Below are 26,436 nucleotides of genomic sequence, written 5' to 3'. Positions count from 1 at the left end.
GGCGAGATTCGGCCGCTCAGCGGCTCGAACGCGCATCTCTTGACCACTCAGCGTCGGGCTCGGGCGTCAGACGCCGAGCTTCTCCAGCACGATCTCGCGGACGCGGCCGGCGTCGGCCTGGCCGCGGGTGGCTTTCATGACGGGGCCGATCAGCGCGCCGACGGCCTGCACCTTGCCGCTCTTGATCTTCGCGACGACATCGGGCATCGCGGCGATGGCGTCGTCGACGGCGGCACCGAGCGCGCCGTCGTCGGAGACCACGGCCAGGCCGCGGGCCTCGACGATCTGGGCGGGCGTGCCCTCGCCGTTCAGCGCGTGCTCGAGCACCTGCCGGGCGATCTTGTCGTTGATCTTCCCCTCCGTGATGAGGGCGTCCAGCTCGACGATCAGCGTCGGGGTGGCGCCGACCTCGGTGGGCTCGACGTCGCGGGTCTTCGCGACGCGGGAGATCTCCCCCATCCACCACTTGCGGGCCACCGCGGCCGAGGCGCCGACGGCGATGGTCTCCTCGATCGCCTCGAGCACCCCGGCGTTGACGACGTCGCGGAACTCGGCGTCGCTGTAGCCCCAGTCGGCCTTGAGCCGCTTGCGGCGCTCGGCGGGCGGCTCGGGCAGGGAGGCGCGCAGCTCCTCGATCCACTCGCGGCTGGTGACCACGGGGACGAGGTCCGGCTCCGGGAAGTACCGGTAGTCGTCGGCGTCGGACTTGGGCCGGCCGGACGTGGTGGACCGGGTGTCCTCATGCCAGTGCCGGGTCTCCTGCACGACCTTCTGCCCCGCGTTCAGGACGGCGGCGTGCCGGGAGATCTCGTGCCGGACGGCGTGCTCGACGGCGCGCAGCGAGTTGACGTTCTTCGTCTCCGAACGGGTGCCGAAGACGGTGGCGCCCTTGGGCATCAGGGAGACGTTGGCGTCGCAGCGGACGTTGCCGCGCTCCATCCGCGCATCCGAGATGCCGAGGCCCTTGACGATCTCGCGGACCGCGGCCACATAGGCGCGGGCGAGTTCGGGGGCGCGGGAGCCGGCGCCGACGATGGGCTTGGTGACGATCTCGATCAGCGGCACGCCGGCCCGGTTGTAGTCGACCAGGGAGTAGTCGGCGCCCTGGATGCGGCCGGCCGCGCCGCCGAGGTGGGTCAGCTTGCCGGCGTCCTCCTCCATGTGCGCCCGCTCGATCTCGACGCGGAACACCTCGCCGTCCTCGAGCTCGACGTCCAGGTACCCGTCGTGGGCGATGGGCTCGTCGTACTGGGAGGTCTGGAAGTTCTTCGGCGTGTCCGGGTAGAAGTAGTTCTTCCGGGCGAAGCGGCACGACGGCGCGATCGAGCAGTTCAGCGCCAGGCCGAGCTTGATGGCGGACTCGACGGCGGTCTTGTTGACCACCGGCAGCACGCCGGGCAGGCCCAGGTCGACCGGGGCGACGTTGGTGTTCGGCACGTCCCCGAAGGCGTTGGGGGCGGCGGAGAACATCTTCGTCTTGGTGTTCAGCTCGACGTGCACCTCGAACCCGAGGACCGGGTCGTAGGTCGCCAGCGCCTCGTCGAAGGGAACCAGGGTCTCGGTGCTCACTTCTCGCCTCCGGTCGTGGTCAGGGATGCAGCCAGGTCCGGCGCCTTGTCCAGCAGCGGCCCGCCCCAGCGCCGAACCAGCAGCCGCTCGAGCGCGGCGCCGGCCCGGTAGAGCCGCTCGTCCTCGCGGGCGGGGGCCAGCAGCTGGATGCCGGCCGGCAACCCGTCCTCGGTGGCGAGGCCGCTGGGCAGCGAGAGGCCGGGCACGCCGGCCAGGTTGGCCGGGATGGTGGCGACGTCGTTGAGGTACATGGCCAGCGGGTCGTCCGTCTTCTCCCCCAGCCGGAACGCCGTCGTCGGCGCCGTCGGGGAGATCAGGATGTCGGCCTGCTCGAACGCGGCGTCGAAGTCGCGCTGGACGAGCGTGCGCACCTTCTGGGCCGAGCCGTAGTACGCGTCGTAGTAGCCGGCGGACAGGGCGTAGGTGCCGAGGATGATCCGGCGCTTCGCCTCGTCGCCGAAGCCGGCGGCGCGGGTCGCGGCCATCACGCGCTCGATGGTGAGCGGGCCCTCCGTCGGCAGCGTCCGCAGGCCGTAGCGGACCCCGTCGAACTTGGCCAGGTTGGAGGAGACCTCGGACGGCATGATCAGGTAGTAGGCGCCGAGGGCGTACTGGAAGTGCGGGCAGGAGACCTCGACGATCTCGGCCCCGGCCTCGCGGAGGAGGTCCAGCGACTCGTGGAAGCGGTCCAGCACGCCGGCCTGGTAGCCCTCGCCCTGCAGGTCGGTGACGACACCGATCCGCAGGCCCTTCACGTCGCCGTCGGCCGCGGCCGCGGCGAACGCGGCGACCGGGTCGGCCAGCGAGGTGGAGTCGCGCGGGTCGTGGCCGCCGATCAGCTCGTGCAGCAGGGCCGCGTCCTCGACGGTGCGGGCGACGGGCCCGATCTGGTCCAGCGAGGAGGCCATCGCGATCGCGCCGTACCGGGACACGCCGCCGTAGGTCGGCTTGACGCCGACGGTGCCGGTGACCGACGCGGGCTGGCGGATGGACCCGCCGGTGTCGGTGCCCAGGGCCAGGGGCGCCTCGAACGCGGCGACGGCCGCGGCGGACCCGCCCCCGGAGCCGCCCGGGATCCGGTCCAGGTCCCACGGGTTGTGGGTGTTCCCGAACGCGGAGTGCTCGGTGGAGGAGCCCATCGCGAACTCGTCGAGGTTGGTCTTGCCGAGGATCGGCAGCTTTGCGGCGCGAATCTTCTCGATCACGGTCGCGTCGTAGGGGCTCATCCAGCCCTCGAGGATCCTCGAGCCCGCCGTCGTCGGCTGCCCGACGGTGACGATGAGGTCCTTGATGGCGATCGGGACGCCGGCGAGCCGGTGCAGCGGCTCCCCGGCGGCGCGGGCGGCGTCCACCTCAGCGGCGACGGCAAGCGCTTCGTCGGTGTTGACGTGCAGAAACGCGTGGATGGCACCGTCGACGGCGGTGATCCGGTCCAGGTGAGCCTGCGTGAGCTCGACGGAGGTGATCTCACCGGTGGCGAGCTTGTCCGCCATCTGCGCGGCGGTCAGGGTGATCAGGTCGGCGCTCACGCTCACTGCTCCTCGTCCAGGATGGCCGGGACCTTGAAGCGGCCGTCCTCCTCGTCGGGGGCGCCGGAGAGCGCCTGCTCCTGGGTCAGGGTCTCCCCCACGACGTCCTCGCGGAACACGTTGGACAGGGCGATCGGGTGGCTGGTGGCGGGAACGTCGTCGCCGGCCACCTGGGAGATGGAGGCGATCGAGTCGACGATCACCGCCAGTTCTCCGGCCATCGTCTCGAGCTCGGCCTCGGACATCTCGATGCGTGCCAGGTGCGCCAGGTGCGCGACGTCGTCACGACTGATCTGAGCCACGGTCCTCCTCACAGGGACGGGGTGGGTTTTCCGCCCTCCATCCTACGGCGGCCCCGGCTGGCGGCACGACGGACAGGGGGCGCCGAGCTTCGGCTCGCCGGTCGGTGGGGCGCCGCACCCCGGTCAGTGCCGCGGCGGCCATCACCACGGCCACGCCGTCACGATCGGCCTGCGCTATGGCACGACCGGCCGCCCGGAGCATGAGTGCCGCCGGTCCGCGGGTTGGGGGTCAGCGGTCGCTGTCAGGGTCAGCGGCTGGCAGGGACCGGCGTTGTTGCAACCGTCGGTAGGTCCCCCGATCGCCAGGCCGGCGACCACCGCAAGCACCATCATGAGCGCGAAGGACAACCCCTCGTCCACCCCCGCGGACAGTCGCGTCCGGCGTCAGTCGGCCTTGTCGAGCGACTCCGGCTTGTGCACGGCGTCCTTGCCGGTCTTGTCGCTCTCGACCAGGTACTGCGGGTCGTCCTTGTCGGCGCGGACGGTGCGGCCGGCCGCCTCGGTGTCCTCGGTGATCTTCTTCTGCACCGTCCCCTCGACCGTCTGCCCGTGGCTGTGCCACTCGACCTTCTCGCCCTTGCGCAGGCTCTTCTCGCTCATGACCTCACCGTAACGACATTCGTCTCGATGTTCGAGAGGTCGACTCGTCAGGAGCGTCACCCCTTTCCCGCGCCCTGATCCGACCCGAGAATGACGGTGAGAGCGACTCCATCGTGGGGACTGCGGGAACGGAGCGGGATCATGAAGGTTCTCGTCGTGGGGGCCGCCGGGAGGACCGGCCGGCCCACCGTCGCGCGCGCCGTGGAGGACGGCCACGAGGTCACCGCGTTCGTCCACCACCGACCCGACAACGGACTGCCCGGAGTGCGCCTGGTCGTGGGCGACGTTCTCGACGCGGACGCCGTCGACGCGGCGATCGACGGGCAGGACGCCGTGATCGACACCGTCGGCGCGGCCGTCCCCTGGCGCCGCACGACGCTGGAGACGGACGCCGTCGGCGTCGTCATCGCGGCGATGGACCGGCACGGCGTCCGCCGGCTGATCGTCACCTCGTCGGTCGGTGTGGGTGAGAGCATCGCCTCCGTCGCGCCGGTCCTGCGGGTCTTCCTGCCGACGTTCCTGCGCGGTGCCATGCGGGACAAGGACACGATGGAGGCGGCGGTGCGGGCCAGCGCCCTGGACTGGGTGATCACCCGGCCGGCTCTGCTGAAGAACGGGACGGCCACCGGTCGCCTCCGGGCCATCCCCGCGGGCTCCTCGGCCCGCGCCGGATCGATCACCCGGAACGATCTGGCCGACTTCCTCGTCACCCAGCTCACCCAGGACGACCACCTGCGCACGGAAGTCACGGTCGCCAACGGCTGACGTCCAGTCGTTGCCTCACGCGACGGTTGCGACGGCGTGGGGTCTCGTTCGGGACCGCTCGTGCCGATGCGCCGCGATGAACCCGCGCCGTCGCAACAGCGGTCCCGATCGCGAGCGGGGCGAGTCCACGGACGCCCGCGAGACCGGCCGCGCGCGCGGCGACGCCGCCCCGACCGCCCAACGCGGCACTGGGCGTCAGCGCCGCGAGCCCAGGGCCGTCCGGTACCGCGTCGGGTTCGTGCCGACGAGGGCGCCGAACCGGGTGCGCAGGTTCGCGGCGGAGCCGAGCCCGGACGCGGCGGCGATGCGGTCGACCGACCAGTCGGTGGTCTCGAGCAGCCGTTGCGCCCGCCGGACCCGGGCACGCGTGAGCCACCCGCTCGGGGTGACACCGAGCTCGTCGGCGAAACGGCGGTTCAGCGTCCGGGTGCTGACCGCGGCCGCGCGCGCGATGTCGGACACGGCGACGGGCCCGGCGGCGTGTTCCTCGATCCAGGCCAGGGTCGCGGACAGGCCGACGGCACCGAGCTCGTTGTCCCGGATGTACTGGGTCTGGTCGGCGTCCCGGGTGAGGGGGACGACGGCACTGCGGGCGGTCTCGGCCGCGATCGCTCCCCCGAGATCGCGGGCGACCAGGTGGAGACACAGGTCGATGCCCGCGGCGGCCCCCGCGGAGGTGAGGACTCGGCCGTTGTCGACGAACAGCGCCCTCGCGTCGACGTCGACCGCGGGATGTCGGGCGGCCAGCAGCGCGGCGGCCTTCCAGTGCGTCGTCGCGCGCAGCCCGTCCAGCAGTCCGGTGGCGGCCAGATCGAGGGCCCCGACGCAGATGGACGCGATCCGCGCCCCCCGGTCAGCGGCGTGGCGCAGGGCCCTGGCCGCGCGGGGGTCCATCGGCGCCTCGGGGTCGGCGCGACCGGGCACGATGACGGTGTCCGCCCGGGTGAGTCGGTCGAGTCCGTGCGGCACGGACAGCGTGGTGGGTCCCGCGGTGGCGGTACGCCGCGGGCCCGCGACGATCACCTCGTACGCGGGTGCGCCTCCGGCCGTGAGCGTGCGGCCGAACACCTCCACGGGGGTGGCGAGATCGAACGCGATGACGCCGTCCAGCGCCAGAATCGCCACGGTGTGCATGCCGGGACCCTACCGCACCCGGTGGCGAGATCGTATCGAAGGGTGGCACATCCGCCACTCGTGGGCGATCGCCGCCGACCGTAGCGTGGAGCTCATCCCGAGGAGAGGACCCCGATGCTCGCCCAGATCGTCCTGTTCGACGGCGTCGACCCGCTCGACGTCATCGCCCCTTTCGAGGTGCTCAGCGCCGGCTCCGACGCGCTCGGCGGCGACCTGGAGGTCCGCCTCGTCGGCATCGACGCGGCCGGCCCGGTCACCAGCGGCACTCGCGGTCTGCGGCTGGAGGCGACGGACACGCTGCGCCCCGAGGAACCGGGGATCGTCATCGTGCCCGGGGCGTCCGGACCCGTCGAGGGTGACCCGGACGAGGTCGACACCATTCCGGTCCTGCTCGCCCGGGTGGGCCGGACGGCTCTGCCGGACCTGATCCGGCGAGCGTTCGCCGCACCGGACACCCTGGTCGCCGCGGTGTGCGGCGGCTCGCTGGCCCTCGCCATGGCCGGTCTGCTGGACGGGCGCACTGCGGTGACCCACCGGCTCGGCAACGACGTGCTCGACGCGACGGGCGTGACCGTGGTCGACGCTCGCGTCGTCGACGACGGCGACCTCGTCACCGCGGGCGGTGTCACGTCCGGCCTGGATCTCGCGCTCTACCTGCTCGAGCGGGAGTACGGACCGCGCATCGCGCACGCCGTCGAGCAGCTCTTCGAGTACGAACGTCGTGGCACCGTCTGGCGTGCCGACGGTCCAGCCCCGCTCCCCGTCTGACCAGCCGACCGTTCCCTTCGTCGAAGGACTCCTCATGACCACCCTCCCGGGCCGCTGGGCCCTGACGATGCGAACCCCGATCGGCCGGCTCGAGGCCGAGATGACGTTCGCCGGCGACGACGACGCGCTCACCGGTTCCGCGAGCGCCCCGGGTGAGACGGTGCCGCTGCGGGACATCCGCACCGCGCCGGAGGGCGACGGCGAGCACGTGACCTGGACGCAGACGATCACCCGGCCGCTGCGCCTGACCCTCGACTTCGACGTCGTCCTCACCGGTGACTGGATGGAGGGCCACTCGCGCGCCGGGCGCCTCCCGCGCACCACGGTGACCGGCCGGCGGATCACGCCGTGACGACCGTCCTTCCAGGCGGTGCCCTTCCCGACCGCTCGGACCCCCGCGAACGGAGACACCCGTGACCTCGACCGGGGCCGTCCTGCTCGACACCTCCGTCGACGGCCTGAAGGTCACCCCGAGCGCGCGGCTGCCCTACCAGGCCGACGTCGTCGTGCGGTCCTTCGTGCTCGACCGACCCCACGGCACCGTCATCGTGTACAACTCCCCGGGCATCACGGCCGCCGCCACGGCGATCGAGGCACTCCGGCCCACCCGGCTCCTGATCAACCACGCGCATGAGGCGATGTACGGGCCGCCCGGCCTGGACGTGCCCGTCCTCGTGCACGAGCGGGACCGGGCCGAGACCGCCCGCGCCCTGCCCGTGGCCCAGATCGTCGACGGGCGGCAGTGGATCGACGACGACCTCGAGGCGATCCCCACGCCCGGGCACACCGCGGGCACCACCTGCTACCGCTGGACCCACGACGGGCGCCGGGTGCTGTTCACCGGCGACGCCGTCTGGATCGAGCACGGTGCGTGGAAGGCAGTGGTCCTCGATCCCGGCCTGCGCGACGACTATGTGGCGAGCCTGGAGCTGATCCGGGGGCTCGACGTGGACGTACTGGTGCCGTGGGGCACCACGGACGACGGGCCGCCGCTCGCCCTCACGGACCGGGCGGACTTCCGGTCGCGGATCGACGCGATCATCGGCCGGGTCCGCGCCGGCGGCACCCGGTAGCGGCGCCCGGTAGCGCGACCCGTGGATGGGACCGTTCTTGCCATCGCGCCGGGATCAACCCACGCCATCGACAACAACGGTCCCGATCACGGGGTGGCCCCGTCGACGCTCCGGCGTCAGGGCGACGCGAGCCCGGCGGCGTCGGCGCAGCGGCGGGCAAATGCGTCGAAGACCGGCGCGAAGGCGGCGGCGACCGAGGGGTGCTCGGCCGCGAAGGCAGCCCGCAGGGCGTCGGCCGCCGTATCGGCATCCTCACCCGGGGCCACGAGGTCCGCCCGCATGTCCGGTTCGTCCAGCCAGCGGTCGAGCATCGCCGGCGTCAGTTCGGGGTGGAACTGCAGGCCCAGGGCGCTGCCGACGGTGAACGCCTGCACCGGGCAGCCGGCGGACGAGGCGAGGACGACGGAGCCGTCGGGCGCGTCCACGTTGTCCCCGTGCCAGTGCAGCACCGTCGTCTCCCCCGCCGGGAACCCGAGGCCGGGCACGTCGAGCCCGGTCCGATCGATCTCGTCGCCGCTCTCCGGCGACGACCACGGACCGGTGGCGTGGACCGGCAGCAGTCCCACCTCGTGGGTGGCCCCGGCATGCAGGGCCGCGCCGAGGGCCGTGGCGATGATCTGGTGCCCGAGGCACACGCCGAGCACGGGCACCCGCGCGGCGACGGCCTCGCGCACGAGCTCGGCCTCCCGGGCCAGCCCGGGGTGCGCGGCGTGGTCGGTGGCCCGCATCGGGCCGCCCATCAGCACGACGCCGGCGAGGTCGATGACCGCGGGCAGCGCATCGTCGGGACGATCGATGAGGTGGCGCACCGACAGGGTGAGCCCGGCGGCCGTGAGGGCGTCGCCGATCAGGCCGGGACCCTCCCAGACGTTGTGCTGGAGGACCAGGACGGGCGCGGTCATGCGCTGCGCCAGTAGAGGCTGCCGTCGGTCTCCCGGGTGAGGAAACCGAAGTCGACGAGGGCCCGGCGCAGGGAGGGGACGTCGCGGGTGACGGTGGCGAGCAGCCGGTTGACCTCCGCCTCGGTCAGGACGTCCTCGACGCCGAAGAGCCGGATGGCCAGGTGGCCGAGCAGCTCGTCGCGGTCCTCCGTCCGGCGCGGGACCGCGGTGATGCGGCCCTCGCGGAAGAACCGGTCGACGCCGGTGGGCTGCGGGACGGCGGACGCGGCGAGGGCGGCCCGGAACACCGACCCGTCGACGACGACGGCGCCCCGCGGGTCGGTGGCGAGCAGGCCGGCGTCGGTCAGCTTGCGGGTCTCCCGTTCGTCCAGCCGGTCGACGCCGTGCACGACGGCGCGGCCGTACGCCAGGCGCAGCTTGTCGTTCGCCAGCGCCGCGAACACCCGCTGCCACGGGACGGGCTCACGGTCATTCCTGGGGGAGGTCACCACCCCGTCATGCTAGTCAGCGCCGGCGGGGCCAGGGCTCCCATCCACCCGCGACATCGGCCAGCCGAGCGAGGACGGCGGCGAGGTCGGCCGACGGCTGGTGGTTCGACGACGTCCCGCTCTCGCCGCGGTCCACACTGGCCAGCCGGGTGGTCTGCTCGGTGCCGTCGGCGCTCAGGCGTTCGGTGAAGCCGCCGCCGGCCACGGTAAGGACCGTCCACTCCAGGTCGTCGACGGAGGACTCCAGGGGTTCGTCGCACGCGTCGCACCCGCAGAACGGCGTCAGACGTTCGGTGAAGACGCCGGTCGCGACGACGACGGAAGGGTAATCGGTGTACCGGAAGCGCAGGTCGGCGCAACGGGGCAGGCCGGTGCTGACGACGACATCGCGCACGGTGGCGTGCAGCTCCTCGACGCCGTGCGCGGTCGGTCCGGCGGGCTCACCCCCGCCGTCGCGCACCTCGCACACGAAGGTCGTCGCCAGATAATCGATGAGCGCGTCGGCCACCGTGTGCAGCGGACGATAGCGCTCGATCCGGGTCGTCGCCGAGTACTCCTCGTCGCGCGGCTGCTCGCCCATCGCCCGCGGCGGATACCGTCGTGCGTCCGCCGCGATCGCCTCGTCCACGGCGGGCGGACGGCGGTAACCCGCCGCCACCTCGACCACGTCCGGGACGGCGTCGGGGTCACCGAGGGCGATGATCGGGTCGACCCAGGGCGGGTCGGTCATCCAGGCGTCGATGCTCTGGGCGAACATCGACCGGAGCTGCTCCGGCTGCGGGAAGTCCGCCGGATCCACGCCGGCGTCCACGGCGGTCCGCACCCCGACGAGCATGTCGACGGCGATTCCGGGGTCCATGCCGCGACCGCCGTCCCCCACCATCAGGCCGCTGCCGCCGGACGACGTCATCCATGCACTCCCCTCGCGGACGGCGACCAGCGCGTTGCCCCAGAAGACGGCGGCGCTGCGCCGCAGGGCCGGATCGCCGACCAGGACGTCGGTCAGGTCCCGGACCAGCGGCACGAGCAGGTCGGGGCGCCTGGCGAGCAGCCGGACGTCCTGGGCTCGGCGCGTGAGCAGGTCGGCGAAGGCGTCGTAGCCCGTGGCGTGGTGCACCGTGGGCGGTGCCGGTGCCTCGGCCACGAGCCGGTACTCCGCGTACCCGCGCGGTATCTCCTCCGCGACGGGCAGGGGCCGTGCCGGCCCCGGGAACAGCCGGTGCGACCTCACGCGCCGCCGTCGCTGAGCTCGAGGAAGAAGCCGAGCGCGCGGGCGTCGCGGATGCTGGCAGCGGCGGTGATGCCCTCCTCCCGGTACTGGGAGGAGGGATCGATGCGCGCGACCGCCTCCGTGGGCCGGTGCACCCAGCACCCCGCCTCCTCGGCGATGAGGGCGCCGGCCGCCCAGTCGTGTTCGTGGAGCCCGCTCTCGCGGTACGCGTCCAGCGTGCCGTCCGCCACCAGGCACAGGTCGAGGGCGGCCGCTCCGAGGCGTCGGAGGTCGGCGAAGCCGCTCATCATGCCGCCGAGTTCACCGAGCTGGCGAGTGCGGGACACACCGTTGTAGGCGAAGCCGGTGGCGATGAGTTTGCCGGACCGGTCGGGATCCGGTCCGGACAGTCGCCGGAGCTGCTCGACGTCGGGCGTTTCGACCGAGGAGCGGCGCCAGGCCCCGGCCCCCGCCGCCGCCCAGTACTCCCGCCCGAGGGCCGGGGCGTTGACCACGCCGGCGAGCCAGCGACCGTCCTCGTCGACGACGGCCACCGAGGTGCCGTAGTAGACGATGCCGCGGATGAAGTTGGTGGTCCCGTCGAGCGGGTCGATGGACCAGCGCAGGGCAGGCACAGGACCGCCGACGCCCGTGGCCGCCGTCGTCCGGGAAGCTTCGGCGGGTTCCCCGGCATCCGCGTCGGGTGAGGCCGCATCACCGGCCGCCCCGGAGGTGCCGAACTCCTCACCGCTGACGATGTCGTCCGGCCGTTCCGCGGCGAGCACCGCCCGGACGGCTCGCTCGGCGTCCGTGTCGTAGGCGGTGACCCAGTCCGACGCCGACGACTTGTTCCGCGCCTCCATCCGGTCCTCGTCCCGGCCGGCGAGGACGGCGGCACCCGCGGCGGCGGCTCGCCGGGCGGTGGTGAGCAGCGCGTCGAGGTCCGGCCGGCGTGGACCGCTACCGGCGGTGCCGGCGTGAGGCGTGTCCATCACGCCTCCCCGGTGGCGAGCAGCGTCTCGAAACCGGCCTCGTCGAGGACCTTGACGCCGAGCTGCTCGGCCTTGTCCGCCTTCGTGCCGGCGTTCTCCCCCACCACCACGTAGTCGGTCTTCTTCGACACCGAGCCGGCGGCCTTGCCACCCCGGGTGAGGATCGCCTCCTTCGCCTCGTCGCGGCTGAAGTTCTGCAGCGAGCCGGTGACGACGACGGTGAGCCCGGTGAGGGTGCGCGGCACGGACTCGTCGGACTCGTCCGCCATCCGCACCCCGGCGGCCGCCCAGGTTTCGACGATCTCCCGGTGCCAGTCCTCGGCGAACCACTCGGTCAGCGCCTCGGCGATGGTCGGCCCGACCCCGTCCACGTGGGACAGCTCCTCGACGCTCGCCGCCCGGATCGCGTCCATCGACCCGAACGCCCCGGCCAGGGCGCGCGCGGCGGTGGGCCCGACGTGCCGGATGCTCAGCGCCACGAGCACCCGCCACAGCGGTTGGCTCTTGGCCTTCTCCATCTCCTCGAACATGTGCCGGGTGTTCGCGGTCGGCTCCGGGGGCTTCTTCGCGGTGCCGCGCGTGTAGAAGTAGGGCACCAGCTCGGTCTCGCCCGTGGCCACGCCCTTGACCTTCTTCTCCCGTTCGATCCGCACGTCGGCGAGCTTCTCCGGGGTCAGGTCGAAGAGGTCGGCCTCGGTGGTCAGCGGCGGCGTCGCGGGCTCCGCGGGGGCCGTCAGGGCGATGGCCGCCTCCCAGCCCAGGGCCTCGATGTCGAACGCGCCACGGCCGGCGATGTGGAACACGCGCTCGCGCAGCTGGGCGGGGCAGGACCGGGCGTTGGGGCAGCGGATGTCCGCGTCGCCCTCCTTGGCCGGGGCCAGCTCCGTGCCGCAGGACGGGCAGTGGGTGGGCATGACGAAGTCCCGCACGGGCGGATCCTGCGCTTCGCGCAGGGCAACGACGGGCCCGACGATCTCGGGGATGACGTCGCCGGCCTTGCGGAGGACGACGATGTCGCCGATCTTCACGCCCTTGGCCTTGACGACGTCCTGGTTGTGCAGGGTGGCCATCTCCACCGTCGACCCGGACACCTTCACCGGGACCATCACGCCGTACGGAGTGACCCGGCCGGTTCGGCCCACGTTCACCTGGATGTCCAGGAGCTTGGTGTTGACCTCCTCCGGCGGGTACTTGTAGGCCACCGCCCAGCGGGGCACGCGGGAGGTGTGGCCGAGCCGGCGCTGGGTTTCCAGGTCGTCGACCTTGATCACGATGCCGTCGATCTCGTGCCGCAGGTCGTGCCGGTGCTCCCCGTACTGCTCGATGAAGGCGAGCACCTCGTCGTAGGTGGCCAGGACCTTCGTGTAGGGCGAAACGGGCAGGCCCCACCCGGCGAGCAGGTCGTACGTGGCCGACTGGGTGGTGGCGGTCAGCCCCTCGCGGGCGCCGATGCCGTGCACGTAGACGTGCAGGGGCCGGGACGCGGTGACCTTCGGGTCCTTCTGCCGCAGCGAACCGGCCGCGGAGTTGCGCGGGTTGGCGAACGGCGCCTTCCCGTCGGCGACCATCTGCTCGTTCAGCGCGAGGAAGTCGGCGCTCGGGATGAACACCTCGCCGCGGACCTCGAGCCGCTCGGGCCAGTCGGAGCCGCTCAACCGGCGCGGCACGTCCTCGATGGTGACGACGTTGGCGGTGATGTCCTCCCCGGTGATGCCGTCCCCGCGGGTGGCCGCCCGGACCAGCATGCCGTTCTCATAGAGCAGGTTCACGGCCAGGCCGTCGATCTTGACCTCGGTCAGCCACGCGGGCGCGGGCAGGTGCAGCTGCTCGATCTGGGCCTCGGCGCGGGTGAACCAGGCCTTCAGCTCGTCGAGGGAGAAGACGTCGTCGAGGCTGTAGAGCCGCTGCAGGTGCGTCACCGGGCTGAAGGCGGCGGACACCTCACCGCCGACCTCCTGGGTCGGCGAGTCGTTGGTCTGCAGCTCGGGGTGCAGCGCCTCGAGCTCCTCCAGCCGCCGGTACAGCCGGTCGTACTCGGCGTCCGAGAGCGTGGGCGCGTCGTTGGTGTAATACGCGACGCGGGCGCTGCGGATCGCGTCGACGGTCTCGTCGTACGCGCGCTGCAGGTCGTCTGCCGGGGCCTCGGACTCGGGGATCTCCGCCTCTGTGCTCACGGCAACATTGTGCCGCACCCCACCGACGGAACTGCCGCGGATCAGCCGGTCACGCGTCGGCGTGCGGCAGGTCCTCGAAGCGCTCCTGGATGCCCTGCAATCCCTCGATCTCCTCCTGCCGGGCGGCGGTCCAGTACCAGCCGGCGTCGAGCTTGTGCAGGCTCATGCCCTCGGCGAACTCGGCGTCGTGCCCGATGTAGGCCAGCCGCAGCACGGTGCCGTTCTCGTCCTGCCCGCTGTCGGTGACCAGGCACGGCAGGCCCCGGTAGCGACACTCGAGCCGCATCCGGAAGACGTCGGTGACCTCCTCGGCCGGTACGACGCGACGCCACGCCGGGCCGCGGGTGGCCTCGAAGCCGTCGAGCTGCTCGGCGGCGAGCAGGACGATGCCGTCCCTGGTGACGTCGGCGACGAAGTCCTGGCCCTGCCAGATGGCGTGCCACGCGAGCGTGGAGGGCAGGATCGGCACCCGCGGGACCGGCTCGCCTCCGGCGACCTGCAGCCAGCCGGTGGCGACGTCGGGGTGGACGGCGACCAGGTCCTCGGAGCCGTCGGCGGACACGCGCCACATCTCGGCCCCGGCGGGCAGCGGCGTCTCGTCGAGCAGGTAGACGGGGGCGACGTGGTCCGGCCAGGGGGCGAATCCGGTGCCGGTGTAGGGCGGGTGATCGACGACGGCGGGACTGATCGCGTCGTGGATGACCGGGCCGCGCGGGGGCTGGAAGCGGATGACGTCGACGAAGGGAGCGTTCGGGTCGTAGGGCGAGCCGGGGTAGCCGAGCGCGAACGCCTCGTGGAGCTGGGCCGGGGTCTGCGCGGCGACGGCGTCCTGCGCGCGCAGGACGAACCCGCCGATGCGCTGGAGGCGTCCGGACAGGAACTCGTCGCGCAGCGCCGGGTAGAGCACCTTCTGCAGGACCACGGTGGTGTTTCCTCTCGTCACGCGGACACGGTCGGTGGTTTCACCCTACGGGGCGGGCGGGGTCACGCGAGCGGACCGTGTTCCCAGCGTTCCTCGACACCACCCACCGGGCTCGAGCCCTCGTACCGCTGCACGAGCGACACGACGTCGGCGACGTCGGTCTTCGGCAGCGTTCCCTCGACGACGTCGTACGGGTCGCCGTCGATACCCGGCTGGTCCTGAGCATGGTGCGCCCATGCGTCCCGGGCGTTCGCGAACCCCACTTGCCATCGCTGGTCGTCCGGCTCGCCGTCGATGATGACACGACACCGACTCCACGTTCCCTCCACCTGGACGAGGACGACGTCGCTCACCTCGGTGGCCTCCACGCTCAACTGATGACGGAAGCGGATCGGAGCTTCTCCACCCAGACGTGCCGACTTCCACGGTGATGGCAACGGATCATGGGTCCATCGGAGCAGCCACAACTTCCCTCCATCGGGCACCGCCCCGAGCAACGCATGGCATTCTCCCCGCCAAGTGCCATAGGCGCCCGTCAGAAGACGCCCGTCCCTCGTCGTCCTCATCGATCTCGCTTCCTGCGGGCCGGCACCCGCGGCGGCCGCCGGGTGGCCCTGCCTCGCTCAGCCAAGCGGACCGTACTCCCATCGCTCCTCGGGGTGGCCGGAGAAAGAGCGACCGGCGTACCGCTGGACGTGAGACGTGAACGGCGCGAGGTCGTCCGTGGACATCCACCCGGTGAGGCGATCGCGGGGGTCGCCGTCGATGCCCGGGAGGCGTTGCGCACCGGCGGCCCACGCTCGCGCGCCATCGAGGAACTCCACTTCCCACCGGCCCTCCCCCAGATCCTCGTGGACCAGCACCTCGCAGTCGCGCCACGAACTGGTAACCCGGACGGAGAACACGTCCGTCACCTCGGACTCGTTCACTGTCACGGACTCAGCCCGGCCGTGCTCGTCCGCCACGACGACGTACTCGCCCGGCGACGGCGTCGCCTTGAGCAGCCGACGCCTCCGGCCGGAGTACATGCCGTAAGCGCCGGTCAGCAGGCGGCCGCCGGTACTCGTCACCGATTCTCCTCAAGGACTGTGTCAGCGTGGTGGCGCTGCAGATCCGTCAGCCGAGTGGACCGTACTCCCATCGTTCTTCGGGGTCGCCCACCGGCTTGCCGTTCTCCCAGCGTTGGACGAGGGATCGGAACTCACCCAGGTCGTCCCCGTCGATCCAGCCGGACACCCGGTCGTAGGGGTCACCGTCGATTCCCGGAAGATGCTGCGCGCCGGCGGCCCACGCCTGCGCGCCGTCCCGGAAGGTCACCTTCCACCTGTTCTCGGGCAGGGCCTCGTCGACCAGCACGTCACAGTGCCGCCACTCCGAGCGAACGCTGACCGAGAATACCTCCGGCACATCCGCGGCGGGGACTTCCTTCGTGTTCTCCCACCGTGGCGTCCGACCGGACATGAATGCTCTGCTCGTCCAGCCTTCGCGCGGCTCATTCGAGGTCGAGACCACCAGATAGGTTCCATGGCTCGGCGACACCCGTGAAAGGGCATGGACGACGCCATCCCAGTGTCCGTAGTTTCCCGTGAGCAGACGCTCGCCGACTGACCCGCTCACACCCGCTACAAGGTCCTGCTCAAGCGAGCGGACCGTACTCCCACCGCTCCTCCGGATTCCCCACCGGTTTTCCGTCCTCGAATCGTTGCACATGGGAAACGACGCTCTCGACATCGGCCTTCGGCAGCGTTCCGCCGACCGAATCGTAGGGGTCGCCATCGATTCCCGGCTGGTCCTGGGCGTGATGGGCCCACGCGTCGCGCCCATTCACGAATCCGACCATCCAGGAAAGATCATCCGGCTCGTCGTCGATCACGAGGGCACAGTTGTTCCAGCTGCCGTCCACCTGAACGGTGAACACGTCACTCACCTCGCTGGATTCGACACTCAGCTTGTTGCGATAGCGAGGCGATGACTGCCCGGGGAGTTGAGCGGACTTCCATGGTGGCGGCATGGCAACGTCGCCCCATCGGAGCAGGAGCAACCGTCCTCCGTCCGGCACCGCCCCGAGCAACGCGTGACGTTCTCCCCGCCATGTCCCATACGTACCGGTCAGGAGGCGGCCGTCCCTGCTCTCACTCACAAGCGCACCCAGTCACCCTCATGGAAGATGCCGACCAGTTCTTCCTTACCCTGCTTGTCGATCTTCCACATCTGGGCGCCATTGCGAATCGGTGCATTGGGCTTGTCGATAGAGAGCTCGGGCATGATCTCGGCGCCGTCGACGCGGCTGCTTGTGAGGCCTGTGCCAGTGTTAGGCCACTGAGAGGGATCGTCGGGCATCAGCTCGTTGCCGTTCTCGTCATACAACTGTCCGGCGTCGGCCTCATGCCCAGGAGTGCGATCCTGCAGTAGACCCTCTTGCTGGTCCACCCATTTCTGGTTGGCCGCGTCGTCGATGTGCGTTCGAGACAACCCGACAGCATCCGTGTGGTAACGGATGGCGAGCACTTCATCGATCTCCCGAGAGTCGTAGCCGAATTTCGGGAGGCCATGCACGTCTCGGCCCACGATGTAATCGAGCCGCAGGCCCTGAATGATCTCGTCCACCGTGTGGAGCCCTCGAGAGTCCGCGGCGTGGGTCACGTATCCGCCGATTGTCAGCCGACGATCGTTGGAGGGGTCGAACATCGAGTCGAAGAAGCGGGCGGGCATGATCTTCTGGTACAGCGTCGACTCGTCCCCGACCGGGAACTGGTTGCGCAGGTCGCGGATGAATGCCGCCTGGTCGTGGGGCAGGTCGTAGTAGTACTGGTGCACCCACTCGTTCGGGTGGCCGAGCCGCTGCTCGATCAGACGGTCGACGGCCTGCGCGGTGGCCTCCGGCGGCAGGCTGCCGTCGGGGAGCCGCTCGGCGTCCAGCGCCCGGTAGTCCGCGGGGTCCATGTGGTTGCGCAGGAACCCGTCCGGATCAGCCCAGCTGCGCGGATCCGTGGACGGCGTCAGGTCGTTCAGCGACGCACGGTCCGTGTCGATCTCGTAGCGGCGCCCCTCGATCTCGACGGCGGTCGGCTGCCCCTCCGCGTTGCGGTGCACGATCGGGTCGTCCACCATTCCGGCCGGCTGCGCCGGGGCATCGGAACCGTCGGGCGTCGTGTCGACGCCCGCGCTCGTCGGGTGCTCGCTGGCTCCCGGGCCCGTCTCGGTGCCAGCCGGGTTGCTGTCCCTGTCCGGCATGTGCGTCTCCGCGGTCGAGGGGCCGTTCCCGTGGTCCGCGACGTCGTGCGCGGCTGCCGGCTTGGCCGAACCCTCCGGGGCCTCCGGATGCGTCGTCGACGCGGCCGGCTTCGCCGAGCCCTCCGGTGCCTCCGGGTGCGTGGTCGTCGCAGCCGGCTTTGCGGAACCCTCCGGGGCTTCCGGGTGGGTGGTCGTCGCGGCCGGCTTGGCCGAGCCTTCCGGGGCGTCCGGGTGCGTCGTCGTCGCGGCGGGCTTGGCCGAACCGGCCTCCGGGGCCTCCGGGTGCGTCGTCGTCGCGGCAGGCTTCGCCGAACCGGGCTCCGGGGCCTTCGGGTGCGTCGTCGTCGCGGCAGGCTTCGCCGAACCGGGCTCCGGTGCGTCCGGGTGTGTGGTCGACGTGACGGGCTTGCCCGACGGGGTGCCGTCCTCGGTGCGGACCCCGAACCGCGGCTCGCCCGCCGGAACCGTCCGACCACCGGTACCGGTACCGGTACCGGACCCCGTGCCCGGGTGCGCCCCCGTCGTGCCGGTCGGCCGGGACGGGGTGTCCGCGCCCAGGTGCATCACCGTCGGACGCGTGGACGCACCGCCGGCCACGTCGCCCATCCCGTGGGCCCCAGCGGTCGCCAGGCGCGGGCCGCCCAGGCCCAGCTGGTCCGCCATCGCCGCCACCCGGGTGCTGAGGTTGCTCGTGCCGCCGGAGATCTTCACCGGCAGCTCCGCGATCTTCGTGCCGGCGATCTTGATGCCGTCCGTCGCGATGGTGATGCCCTTGATCTTGAGCATGTTGGTCAGGTCGATGCCCTTGATCGTCACGTTCGCCAGCGAGGAGATCTTCGTCGCGTTCAACACCGCGCCGACCTTGCCGCCGGCATTGGAGATCTCCGCGATCTTGCCCGCCACCGACCCGGTCTTCGCCACCGCACCACCACCGGCCGTCAGCAGGATCGTCGCCAGGTCGAACGTCGTCGCCCCGGCCGCGTACGCCGGGTCCCGCTTCCAGTCGTCCCAGTGGATCGCGGCCTTACCCACCGCGAGCAGCTCCTGACCGGCCTTGTCCACCACGTCCCCATGACCGGTCGCCCGCATCGCCACCTGCGCGATCGGCGAGGACACGATCGCCACGTTCAGGGCCAGCTTCCCCAGCCCCGTCCACGTCGCCTTGAACGTGTCCATGTCCGTCACGTTGACCATGTTCCACAGGCCCTTGACCGTGCCCGTCACCCCGGACCAGACGCCCTTGCCGAACGAGCACACCCCGTCCCACGCGTCCTTGTACCAGGGCTTGTCCCACTCCGTCGGCTTGCCCCACGGGATGTTGCCCTCCGTGGACGCCGCGTCCAACTGCTCCTTCGTGTACCCGTACGCGATCTGACCGGCCTTCGGCCCGTCCTGCGTCACCAACACATACGTCGGGCCGCCGTAGATCGCATTGATCGCATTCGCGCACGTCATCTGCGCGGTCTGCAGGTCCGCATACAACCCGTTCAGGCCGCCGATGATGTCCTGCTCCTTCTTGACCAGGCCCTCATCGTCATCCCAGTCATCCCGCGACCGGCCCGCGATCTCGCTCTCGAACGACGCCGCGTCCGCCTTGATCCCGGCCAGCTTGGTCTTGATCGTGTCGACGTCGTCGGCGAACCCGTCCGTCGCCGTCTTCACCGTCCCGACATCCGTCACCAGATCCGACGCCGCCGTCGTCACCGGCCCGAACGCCGAGAACACCACCTCATCCCCCGGCGCCGAATACACCCCCTGGTGCTGCAACTTCGCCCACGACGACGACGTCGACGACGCCTTCGACGAGAACGAATCCGCCTTCGACTTCAGCGTGGTGCCGGCGGTGCGGACCGTCTCCGGATCCGGCAGATTCTTCTCGAACGCCGCAATGTCATAACTCACGAGCACTCCCCCTGCATCATCGCGCGTTGCGCGGCGTGTCCCTTGCGTCTCATGTCTTCCCGTTCTGGTCGATTCTGCCGCGTCGAGCCTGAAACCATCTATCCCGCCGAACGCGTGCCCGGTTCCGTGTTCGTTATCGTGGCGGCGACGGCCCGACGGAAGGGATCGCCGTGGACACCCCCGCGACATTCGAGAACGAGGACACCCTGTGGGACGAGTTCCCCTACGATCCGTACACCCCTGCCGGCATCGTCTCGACAGCCCACCCCGGTGACCGCCGCATCGTCGGGCGAACCCCCACGGGCGACGTCGTCTGCGTCACCGACCTACCCCGACACTTCTGCCTCGACGACGAACCCGGCAGCCTCACCCACACGATGCAGTTCTTCACCACCCCGCGCACCTACCTCGAGTGGCTCACCGAGACCTGTCGACGCACCCGCTTCACCGATCGTGCTCCCGACGACCCTCAGCAACGCTTCACCATCGCTCTCGGCGCCACCCTCGCCGGCCTGGAATGGGACCTCGACGGCAACATCCTGGTCGAACCACCCGCACCACTGCCCTTCGGCGCTCCTCGACGCAGAGACGAGTTCGTGATCGCGCCCGTCGACTTCACCACCTGGACCCTGCGCCACCGCGACGGTTCCATCCTCACGTCAGAGGAACGCGGGGAGATCCTCGACCGCAACCTGTGGGACATCGCCTACGACGACGGAGTCATCAGCTTCATCACCGAGATCCCCACCACCGGCTGACCCAGCCCCTGCCCACCAGGACGCTATTCCGTCCTGCCCGCCGCATGGTCCCGGACCTTCTGCCGCAACCACTCCGGCAGATGCGCATCGTCGCGGGGAAAAGCCTCGAGGTCAGTGGCGTAGACCTGCGGGTCCACCGGGAAAGGCCACGTCGGCTCGTCGTCGTAGTTGTAGGACGCGTCGGCCTTCCCGGCCGCGGTCACCGTCAGTACGGCGCTGAACCATGTTCCGGATCCGGGTCTGTACATCGCGGCTCTGAGGTCGTCGACTGCGTCGTCGACCTCATCACTGCCTTGAAGCGACTGTCTGTTGCCTTGCTGATCCTCAGCGGTGATGACCGAGGTTTGAACCGCGTGTGTTGCCGACACCCGCATGTCGATCTTCTCGAATGCCGGGGGGATCAAGGCGTGAAGTTGTCTCGCAACGGCGATGAACTTCTCCTGCTCTCCTGACGCATCAGACATTTCTGAACCTGGCACGTTGCCACTCCCCTCCGTTGATCCGGTACTCCGCTCGAATGAGCTGCGGAACGTCTCCATCTCCGCTGAAGCGCGGCCGGACGTTGACTTCGATCGTCGGCCTGGGTGTTTCGTCCAGGAGTCGCCTCAAGTCGCCTTCGAGGTTACCGAAGCTGTGGCCGCTACCCCGGTTGACGTCGCGGAGCATGGCCACGAGGTTGATGTCCTCGGTTCCGCCGCCGAATGCCTTACCCAGCAGGTGCCCGCCCTCGTAGCCGATGCCGCCTTCGCGACCGACCCGGCCGGTGACGCTGGACGAGCGGTAGGCGTCGCCCCGGAAGAGGTCGTCGACGTGGGCCAGGACGGTTCGCGACGATCCGTCGGTCTGGAACACGTGGTTGTCGCCGACGACGTACGTCGTGTCCGGTGCGGGGTCCATGAGGTCCGGATTGAGGTTGCCCTTGGTGCCGTAGTCCGTCTCGACGTAATGGACACGTCCTTCGCCGTTCGTGTAGAACGTGCCCCGGCCCGGCACCTCGTAGGCCGTCGACGGCTCCAGGCCGCCGTCTCGGCCGAACCCCGTCCTCGCCCCCGGGACGTCGTGCGCGGGAACCTGCACGGTGTGCTGCACCTCCGGCCGCGGGTAACCCTCCGGACCGGCGGGACGAGCCGGCTCCCCCGCCTCGTGCGGTGCCGTGTGCTCGCCGGCGTCGTCCGGGCCCGGTTTCTCACCATGACCGTCGGGCCCGCCCTGAGCCGGTCGATCACTCGTCCCGAGGTCGAGCTGGGTCTCGTGCCTCGTCATCGGGGCGTCCTCGAGCGGTGCGCGTCCCGCCGCCGTTTCCGGCGACGCGGCCGCGGGCCGCGACTCGGGCGCCTCGGGGTGCGTCGTCGTGGCGGGCTTGGCCGTGCCGGATTCCGGTGCGTCCGGGTGCGTCGTCGCGGCGGCGGGCTTGGCCGTGCCGGATTCCGGTGCGTCCGGGTGCGTCGTCGAAGCGGCCGGCTTGGTGGAGCCTTCCGGTGCGTCCGGGTGCGTGCCCGTCGTGACGGGCTTACCCGACGGGGTGCCGTCCTCGGTGCGGACCCCGAACCGCGGCTCGCCCTCGGGCACCGAACGGGAACCGGAACCCGCGCCCGGGTGCGCCCCGGTCGTCCCGGTCGGCCGGGACGGGGTGTCCGCACCCAGATGCATCACCGACGGACGCGCCGACCCACCGGTCGCCACGTCACCCAGCCCATGACCACCACCGGCGGTCGCCACCCGCGGGCCACCCAGGCCCAACTGGTCCGCCATCGCCGCCACCCGGGTGCTGAAGCTGCTCGAGCCGCCGGCGACCTTCACCGGCAACTCCGCGATCTTCGTGCCCGCGACCTTGATCCCGTCCGTCGCGATGGTGATGCCCTTGATCTTGAGCATGCTCACCAGGTCCACGCCCTTGATCGTCACGTTCGCCAGCGAGGAGATCTTCGTCGCGTTCAACACCGTGCCGACCTTGCCCCCGGCATTGGAGATCTCCGCGATCTTGCCCGCGACCGACCCCGTCTTCGCCACCGCACCACCGCCGGCCGTCAGCAGAATCGTCGCCAGATCGAACGTCGTCGCCCCGGCCGCGTACGCCGGGTCACGCTTCCAGTCATCCCAATGGATCGCGGCCTTGCCCACCGCCAGCAGCTCCTGGCCGGCCTTGTCCACCACATCCCCGTGACCGGTCGCCCGCATCGCCACCTGCGCCACCGGCGAAGACACGATCGCCACGTTCAAGGCCAGCTTCCCCAGCCCCGTCCACGTCGCCTTGAACGTGTCCATGTCCGTCACGTTGACCATGTTCCACAGACCCTTGACGGTGCCCGTCACGCCGGACCAGACGCCCTTACCGAACGAGCACACCCCGTCCCACGCATCCTTGTACCAGGGCTTGTCCCACTCCGTCGGCTTGCCCCACGGGATATTGCCCTCGTTCGACGCCGCGTCCAACTGCTCATTGGTGTACCCGTACGCGATCTGACCGGCCTTCGGCCCGTCCTGCGTCACCATCACATACGTCGGGCCACCGTAGATCGCATTGATCGAGTTCGCGCACGTCATCTGCGCGGCCTGCAGGTCCGCATACAACCCGTTCAAGCCGTGGATGATGTCCTGCTCCTTCTTGACCAGACCCTCATCGTCATCCCAGTCATCCCGCGACCGGCCCCCGACCTCACTCTCGAACGACGCCGCATCCGCCTTGATGCCCGACAGCTTCGTCTTGATCGTCTCCACCTCATCGGCGAACCCATCCGTCGCCGTCTTCACCGACCCGACATCCGTCACCAGATCCGACGCCGCCGACGTCACCGGCCCGAACGCCGAGAACACCACATCGTCCCCCGGCGCCGAATACACCCCCTTGCCCTGCAACTTCGCCCACGACGACGACGTCGACGACGCCTTCGACGAGAACGAACCCGCCTTCGCCTTCAACGCCGTCCCCGCCGTGCGAATGACCTCCGGATCCGGCAGATTCTTCTCGAACGCCGCAATGTCATAACTCACGAGCACTCCCCCTGCATCATCGCGCGTTGCGCGGCGTGTGCCCGGATCCAGTGGTGGCGCCCGGAGCGTCGTCGGCCTTGGCCTGCTGGGCGCTGGCTGCCTGCTCGCGCGCCGTCTGGGACATCGTCGAGTCCGCGTCGGTGAGGATGGTGACCACCTGGTTCACCGCGCTCAGCGCGGTGCCGGTGCGTCCCACGACGTTGGTGATGTCCGGGCTGAAGGCCTTCTCGGAGGCGCCCTGCAGCGCGGTGCCGATCGGCTCGGCCTTGGTGGCCGTCGCCAGCGCGCTCACCGCCTCGCCGAAGCCGGTGACGAGCTTCTCGTACGTCGTGTACACGCCGTTGACCTCGTTGAGGACTCCCACCACGGCGCTGGTGGACACGTCGAAGGACATGCTTCACTCCTGCGGATACCGGCCGGCGACGGGCGCCGGCGCGTGGACCAGTCGGTGAGCGCTGCGCGTCGGGCCGGCGTCGACGACGCCCGGCCCGGCAGCGCTGTGGAGCGGCTCAGCCGATGTTGTTGACCGAATTCCTCGCCTTGACGCCGGCCTGCGCGGCCGTCTCGTCGTTCAGGCCCAGGGTCTGCTTGACCAGCAGGATGATGTTCTTGACCTCGCCGGCGGCGTTCTTCCAGCGCTGCTCGACGTTGTGGTAGTCGTCGGAGACGCCATCCGCCTGGAAGTCGGCCATCGCCGTGGCGACGTCCCGCTCACGCGCGGCGATCAGCGTCTCGAGCCGACCGATGGTGGACTGGATGTCGCCCTGGACGGACGTGGAGACGCCGGTGTCGTAAGAGATGCGATCCAACATGATTCTTTCCCCTCGTGACGGCGGGTCGGACGCCCGCCGGATGACTGTGGTGGCTGGTGTGGTGCCGGTCAGCGGCGCGACTTGAAGTCGGCAGCGGCGAAGTCTGCCGAGCTGCCCGCCTGCGCGGCGTTGTCCGCGGTCTCCTGGTCGCCGGTCTGGAAGGCGAGATCCATTCCGGACTGGCCCTCGAGGATGGCGCCGAGCGAGTTGTTCAGCTCGTTGGCGATCTCGTCGGTGCGGCTCTTGAAATCGTCGAAGCGCGCGCGGCCGGAGCCGTTGAACTTGCCCTCCAGCGGCGCGACGTCGGCCACCAGCTTGCGGACCAGGGATCCGAGGTCCTCACTGTTGGTGCTCGTCTGGTTGGTCAGCGTGCTCAGGGTCTGCGTCCCCATGTCGAACTTCATGCTCATGTCCGATTTCCCCCTTCAGGTGGTGGCGGGATCCGGTCGATCCCATGCCGTTCTCAACGCTCCCTCCCATGGAATCGGAACCGATCGCGCAGCACAACCACCGGGCATGGGGAGAACTACCCATCCCGATCACCGCGGATGGTCCCCTCGTGGCTCGCCGGGATGGAAGGATGGTGCCGACCGAGCGTCCCTGGGGGAAGGAGATCGGTGGCCGCCGACTACGACAGCCAGCTCATCGAGTCCGTCGCCGTCCGACGCAATCGCCTGCAGACGGCGCTGCTGTACGGGAGCAACCCGCTGCAGCGCCGCTGGTCCGACGGCGTGCGCACCTTCTTCTACAGCGTCGCCGTGGCGGCCCTCGTCGCGGCGGTATGCGTCGGCTACTCCTTCGTGGCGAACCTGCTGGCCGAGCAGAGCGCCAAGCAGCAGCAACAGGAGCAGGAACAGCAGCAGCGCCAGCAGGAACTGGACAAGCAGCGCCAGGGCGCGCCCGCACCGGACCGCACCCGCACCGTTCGCGTCCTGCTCCCGCCCCTCCCGGCGCCCTCCGCCCCGACGATGGAGGTCCTCTGACCATGGCCACGGATCTCACCCGGGTCACCGTGCTCGGCAGTCATCGGCACGCCGACCTGCTGCTGCCCTCCGACCACCCGATCGGGGCCCTGGTCCCCCGCGTGCTGGACCTGCTCGAGGAGCCGGCCCGCGGCCGGGCCGCCGAGAAGCTGCTGGTCACCGGGACCGGGACCACCCTGCCCGCCGACGGCACCCTCGAGCAGGCGCAGGTGCTCGACGGCGCCGTCCTGACCCTCGTGGACCGCGCCGACGCCCCGCCGCCCCCGGTGATCTACGACGTCACCGACGCCGTCGTCGAGCGCACCGACGCGATGGGCGGGGTGTGGACGCCGGCCTGGCGGTCCTCCGTCGCGGCCGTCGCCGGTGCCCTGCTGCTCGCCGGGGTGCTGTGGGTGCTGTCCCCGCTCGCCTCCCCGCCCGGGCTGCTGCCCCTGCTCGGCGGCGCCGTCGCCCTGGCCGCGGGAACCGCCGCGCTGCCGCGACCGGCGACCCGGATCGCGGGTGCCCTGCTGCTCGGCGCCGGGGTCGCGGCCGGGGCGCTCGGCATCCTGCTGCTGCCGGCGACGCCGGCGCTGCACGCCCTCGGGCTGATCGGCCTCGCCCTCGTCGTCCTGCTGCTGCTGACCCTGGTCTCGCCCACCCGTGCCGTGTACCTCGGCGGCGCCCTCACCCTCACCGTGCTCGCGGCCCTGTGGGGGCTGATCTGGGTGTGGACGGCGACGCCGCCGCGGGCCGGGGCGATCATGGGCATCGTCACCCTGCTGGTGCTGGGCCTCGTGCCCAGGATCGCCCTGTCCGGGTCGGGGCTCGCCGCGCTCGACGACCGGCGTGCCGCCGGCGGCACCCTGCGCCGCACCGACGCCGTCGCCGCCATCGCGTCGGCGCATCGCTCGCTGACCATGGGCACGGTGATCTGCGCCGTCAGTCTGGGCGCCGCCCTGTGGCTGCTCGGCTCCGAACGTCGCGAACCGGTGTGGGGGCTGCTGCTGCTCGCCGTGCTGACCGCGGCCACGGCCCTGCGGGCCCGGTCGTTCCCGCTCGCCGCCCAGCGGACCGCGCTCTACGCGGCGGCCCTCACCGGCCTCGTCGCCCTGGTCCTGGACCTGCTCGGCCGCGGGACGGCGCTGCGCTGGCTCGCCGTCGCGGCCCTCGCGCTGGTGGTCGCCGGCATCCTGACCGGCCTGCTGGTCCGGGCGCCCGCGCACGTGCTGGCCCAGTTGCGGCAGAACGGCAACCGCGCCGAGACGCTGCTGATCCTCGCCTCGGTGCCGCTGGCCGTCGGGCTGTTCGGCGTGTTCGCTCAACTGCTGACGAGCTTCGGGTAAGGG

Annotated in this window: 28 protein-coding genes; 7 read left to right on the top strand and 21 right to left on the bottom strand. The window is 70.9% G+C overall.

The window, feature by feature from the left end; translation table 11 throughout:
* Window positions 1–66 precede the first annotated feature (66 nt).
* The 4 genes from gatB to IEX22_RS12740 form a co-directional block, all read right to left on the bottom strand.
* Window positions 67–1,569, bottom strand: coding sequence for an Asp-tRNA(Asn)/Glu-tRNA(Gln) amidotransferase subunit GatB (gatB, locus tag IEX22_RS12755; RefSeq protein ID WP_188668796.1), 1,503 nt, complete (start codon window positions 1,567–1,569; stop codon window positions 67–69).
* On the bottom strand, window positions 1,566–3,062 hold the full coding sequence (gene gatA, locus IEX22_RS12750) for an Asp-tRNA(Asn)/Glu-tRNA(Gln) amidotransferase subunit GatA (RefSeq protein ID WP_229660022.1): 1,497 nt from the start codon (window positions 3,060–3,062) through the stop codon (window positions 1,566–1,568). Before gatA ends, gatB begins: the two co-directional genes overlap by 4 nt.
* A 38-nt stretch (window positions 3,063–3,100) precedes the next feature.
* Window positions 3,101–3,400: an Asp-tRNA(Asn)/Glu-tRNA(Gln) amidotransferase subunit GatC gene (gene gatC / locus IEX22_RS12745; protein ID WP_188668794.1), complete on the bottom strand. Its 300-nt coding sequence runs from the start codon at window positions 3,398–3,400 to the stop codon at window positions 3,101–3,103.
* A gap of 384 nt (window positions 3,401–3,784) precedes the next feature.
* Entirely contained in the window at window positions 3,785–4,000 is a 216-nt protein-coding gene (locus tag IEX22_RS12740) for a hypervirulence associated TUDOR domain-containing protein (RefSeq protein WP_188668793.1), read from the bottom strand.
* 141 nt (window positions 4,001–4,141) lie between these two features.
* On the opposite strand from IEX22_RS12740, the gene IEX22_RS12735 reads away from it, so the two are divergent.
* Complete coding sequence (locus IEX22_RS12735) at window positions 4,142–4,765, top strand: NAD(P)-dependent oxidoreductase (protein ID WP_188668792.1); 624 nt, start codon at window positions 4,142–4,144, stop codon at window positions 4,763–4,765.
* Window positions 4,766–4,960: 195 nt separating this feature from the next.
* Here the strand turns inward: IEX22_RS12735 and IEX22_RS12730 are convergent, their stop codons facing one another.
* Complete coding sequence (locus IEX22_RS12730; RefSeq protein ID WP_188668791.1) at window positions 4,961–5,899, bottom strand: GlxA family transcriptional regulator; 939 nt, start codon at window positions 5,897–5,899, stop codon at window positions 4,961–4,963.
* A 114-nt stretch (window positions 5,900–6,013) separates the two neighbouring features.
* Here IEX22_RS12730 and IEX22_RS12725 point away from each other — a divergent pair, with 114 nt between their 5' ends.
* The 3 genes from IEX22_RS12725 (at window position 6,014) to IEX22_RS12715 (ending at window position 7,740) form a co-directional block, all read left to right on the top strand.
* Entirely contained in the window at window positions 6,014–6,667 is a 654-nt protein-coding gene (locus IEX22_RS12725) for a DJ-1/PfpI family protein (protein ID WP_188668790.1), read from the top strand.
* Between the two features lie 34 nt (window positions 6,668–6,701).
* Window positions 6,702–7,019, top strand: a complete 318-nt coding sequence (locus IEX22_RS12720; protein WP_188668789.1) for a hypothetical protein — start codon at window positions 6,702–6,704, stop codon at window positions 7,017–7,019.
* A 61-nt stretch (window positions 7,020–7,080) separates the two neighbouring features.
* A complete protein-coding gene (locus IEX22_RS12715) occupies window positions 7,081–7,740 on the top strand; it encodes an MBL fold metallo-hydrolase (RefSeq protein WP_229660018.1) in 660 nt (219 codons plus the stop codon).
* Window positions 7,741–7,856: 116 nt separating this feature from the next.
* Here IEX22_RS12715 and IEX22_RS12710 read toward each other — a convergent pair whose 3' ends face one another.
* The 11 genes from IEX22_RS12710 to IEX22_RS12660 all read right to left on the bottom strand — a co-directional run bounded on the left by IEX22_RS12710 (window position 7,857) and on the right by IEX22_RS12660 (window position 19,564).
* Window positions 7,857–8,642, bottom strand: coding sequence for a type 1 glutamine amidotransferase (locus IEX22_RS12710; RefSeq protein WP_188668788.1), 786 nt, complete (start codon window positions 8,640–8,642; stop codon window positions 7,857–7,859).
* Window positions 8,639–9,133, bottom strand: coding sequence for a DUF2087 domain-containing protein (locus IEX22_RS15895; protein WP_229660017.1), 495 nt, complete (start codon window positions 9,131–9,133; stop codon window positions 8,639–8,641). The genes IEX22_RS12710 and IEX22_RS15895 overlap by 4 nt, the downstream gene beginning before the upstream one ends.
* Window positions 9,134–9,146: 13 nt before the next feature.
* A complete protein-coding gene (locus IEX22_RS12700) occupies window positions 9,147–10,361 on the bottom strand; it encodes a DUF6226 family protein (protein WP_188668787.1) in 1,215 nt (404 codons plus the stop codon).
* Window positions 10,358–11,332 (bottom strand): inositol monophosphatase family protein, encoded by a 975-nt coding sequence (locus IEX22_RS12695; RefSeq protein ID WP_188668786.1) that lies wholly within the window; start codon window positions 11,330–11,332, stop codon window positions 10,358–10,360. The genes IEX22_RS12700 and IEX22_RS12695 overlap by 4 nt, the downstream gene beginning before the upstream one ends.
* Window positions 11,332–13,506 carry an NAD-dependent DNA ligase LigA gene (ligA, locus tag IEX22_RS12690; protein WP_229660016.1) on the bottom strand — a complete coding sequence of 725 codons (2,175 nt, stop codon included), beginning with the start codon at window positions 13,504–13,506 and terminating at the stop codon, window positions 11,332–11,334. Before ligA ends, IEX22_RS12695 begins: the two co-directional genes overlap by 1 nt.
* A gap of 49 nt (window positions 13,507–13,555) precedes the next feature.
* Window positions 13,556–14,449 carry a hypothetical protein gene (locus IEX22_RS12685; protein ID WP_188668785.1) on the bottom strand — a complete coding sequence of 298 codons (894 nt, stop codon included), beginning with the start codon at window positions 14,447–14,449 and terminating at the stop codon, window positions 13,556–13,558.
* Window positions 14,450–14,490: 41 nt separating this feature from the next.
* Window positions 14,491–14,802 carry a hypothetical protein gene (locus IEX22_RS12680; RefSeq protein WP_188668784.1) on the bottom strand — a complete coding sequence of 104 codons (312 nt, stop codon included), beginning with the start codon at window positions 14,800–14,802 and terminating at the stop codon, window positions 14,491–14,493.
* A gap of 249 nt (window positions 14,803–15,051) precedes the next feature.
* Window positions 15,052–15,498, bottom strand: coding sequence for a hypothetical protein (locus tag IEX22_RS12675; protein ID WP_188668783.1), 447 nt, complete (start codon window positions 15,496–15,498; stop codon window positions 15,052–15,054).
* 46 nt (window positions 15,499–15,544) lie between these two features.
* On the bottom strand, window positions 15,545–16,045 hold the full coding sequence (locus IEX22_RS12670; protein ID WP_188668782.1) for a hypothetical protein: 501 nt from the start codon (window positions 16,043–16,045) through the stop codon (window positions 15,545–15,547).
* 19 nt (window positions 16,046–16,064) lie between these two features.
* A complete protein-coding gene (locus IEX22_RS12665; RefSeq protein ID WP_188668781.1) occupies window positions 16,065–16,346 on the bottom strand; it encodes a hypothetical protein in 282 nt (93 codons plus the stop codon).
* A 218-nt stretch (window positions 16,347–16,564) separates the two neighbouring features.
* Window positions 16,565–19,564 (bottom strand): hypothetical protein, encoded by a 3,000-nt coding sequence (locus IEX22_RS12660; RefSeq protein ID WP_188668780.1) that lies wholly within the window; start codon window positions 19,562–19,564, stop codon window positions 16,565–16,567.
* Window positions 19,565–19,734: 170 nt separating this feature from the next.
* Here IEX22_RS12660 and IEX22_RS12655 point away from each other — a divergent pair, with 170 nt between their 5' ends.
* On the top strand, window positions 19,735–20,322 hold the full coding sequence (locus tag IEX22_RS12655) for a hypothetical protein (RefSeq protein WP_188668779.1): 588 nt from the start codon (window positions 19,735–19,737) through the stop codon (window positions 20,320–20,322).
* Between the two features lie 23 nt (window positions 20,323–20,345).
* On the opposite strand, the gene IEX22_RS12650 is transcribed toward IEX22_RS12655, so the two are convergent.
* From IEX22_RS12650 to IEX22_RS12630, 5 genes are all read right to left on the bottom strand, one after another.
* The gene (locus tag IEX22_RS12650; protein ID WP_188668778.1) at window positions 20,346–20,786 is read right to left on the bottom strand and encodes a hypothetical protein; all 441 of its coding nucleotides are present in this window, start codon (window positions 20,784–20,786) and stop codon (window positions 20,346–20,348) included.
* Complete coding sequence (locus tag IEX22_RS12645; protein WP_188668777.1) at window positions 20,779–23,313, bottom strand: DNA/RNA non-specific endonuclease; 2,535 nt, start codon at window positions 23,311–23,313, stop codon at window positions 20,779–20,781. The genes IEX22_RS12650 and IEX22_RS12645 overlap by 8 nt, the downstream gene beginning before the upstream one ends.
* 16 nt (window positions 23,314–23,329) lie before the next feature.
* Window positions 23,330–23,707 carry a DUF6507 family protein gene (locus IEX22_RS12640; protein ID WP_188668776.1) on the bottom strand — a complete coding sequence of 126 codons (378 nt, stop codon included), beginning with the start codon at window positions 23,705–23,707 and terminating at the stop codon, window positions 23,330–23,332.
* A 115-nt stretch (window positions 23,708–23,822) separates the two neighbouring features.
* The gene (locus IEX22_RS12635) at window positions 23,823–24,125 is read right to left on the bottom strand and encodes a pore-forming ESAT-6 family protein (RefSeq protein WP_188668775.1); all 303 of its coding nucleotides are present in this window, start codon (window positions 24,123–24,125) and stop codon (window positions 23,823–23,825) included.
* 68 nt (window positions 24,126–24,193) lie between these two features.
* Window positions 24,194–24,535, bottom strand: a complete 342-nt coding sequence (locus IEX22_RS12630; RefSeq protein WP_438816628.1) for a hypothetical protein — start codon at window positions 24,533–24,535, stop codon at window positions 24,194–24,196.
* Between the two features lie 207 nt (window positions 24,536–24,742).
* Here IEX22_RS12630 and IEX22_RS12625 point away from each other — a divergent pair, with 207 nt between their 5' ends.
* On the top strand, window positions 24,743–25,108 hold the full coding sequence (locus IEX22_RS12625; protein ID WP_188668774.1) for a hypothetical protein: 366 nt from the start codon (window positions 24,743–24,745) through the stop codon (window positions 25,106–25,108).
* 2 nt (window positions 25,109–25,110) lie between these two features.
* Window positions 25,111–26,433 carry a type VII secretion integral membrane protein EccD gene (eccD, locus tag IEX22_RS12620; RefSeq protein WP_188668773.1) on the top strand — a complete coding sequence of 441 codons (1,323 nt, stop codon included), beginning with the start codon at window positions 25,111–25,113 and terminating at the stop codon, window positions 26,431–26,433.
* The last annotated feature ends 3 nt before the right edge of the window (window positions 26,434–26,436 follow it).

Origin of the sequence: Tersicoccus solisilvae, assembly GCF_014643255.1 — a bacterium.
Taxonomy (GTDB): Bacteria; Actinomycetota; Actinomycetes; order Actinomycetales; family Micrococcaceae; genus Tersicoccus; species Tersicoccus solisilvae.
The sequence above is the reverse complement of the archived record's forward strand: the minus strand, read 5'-3'. Positions and strand labels throughout refer to the sequence as shown.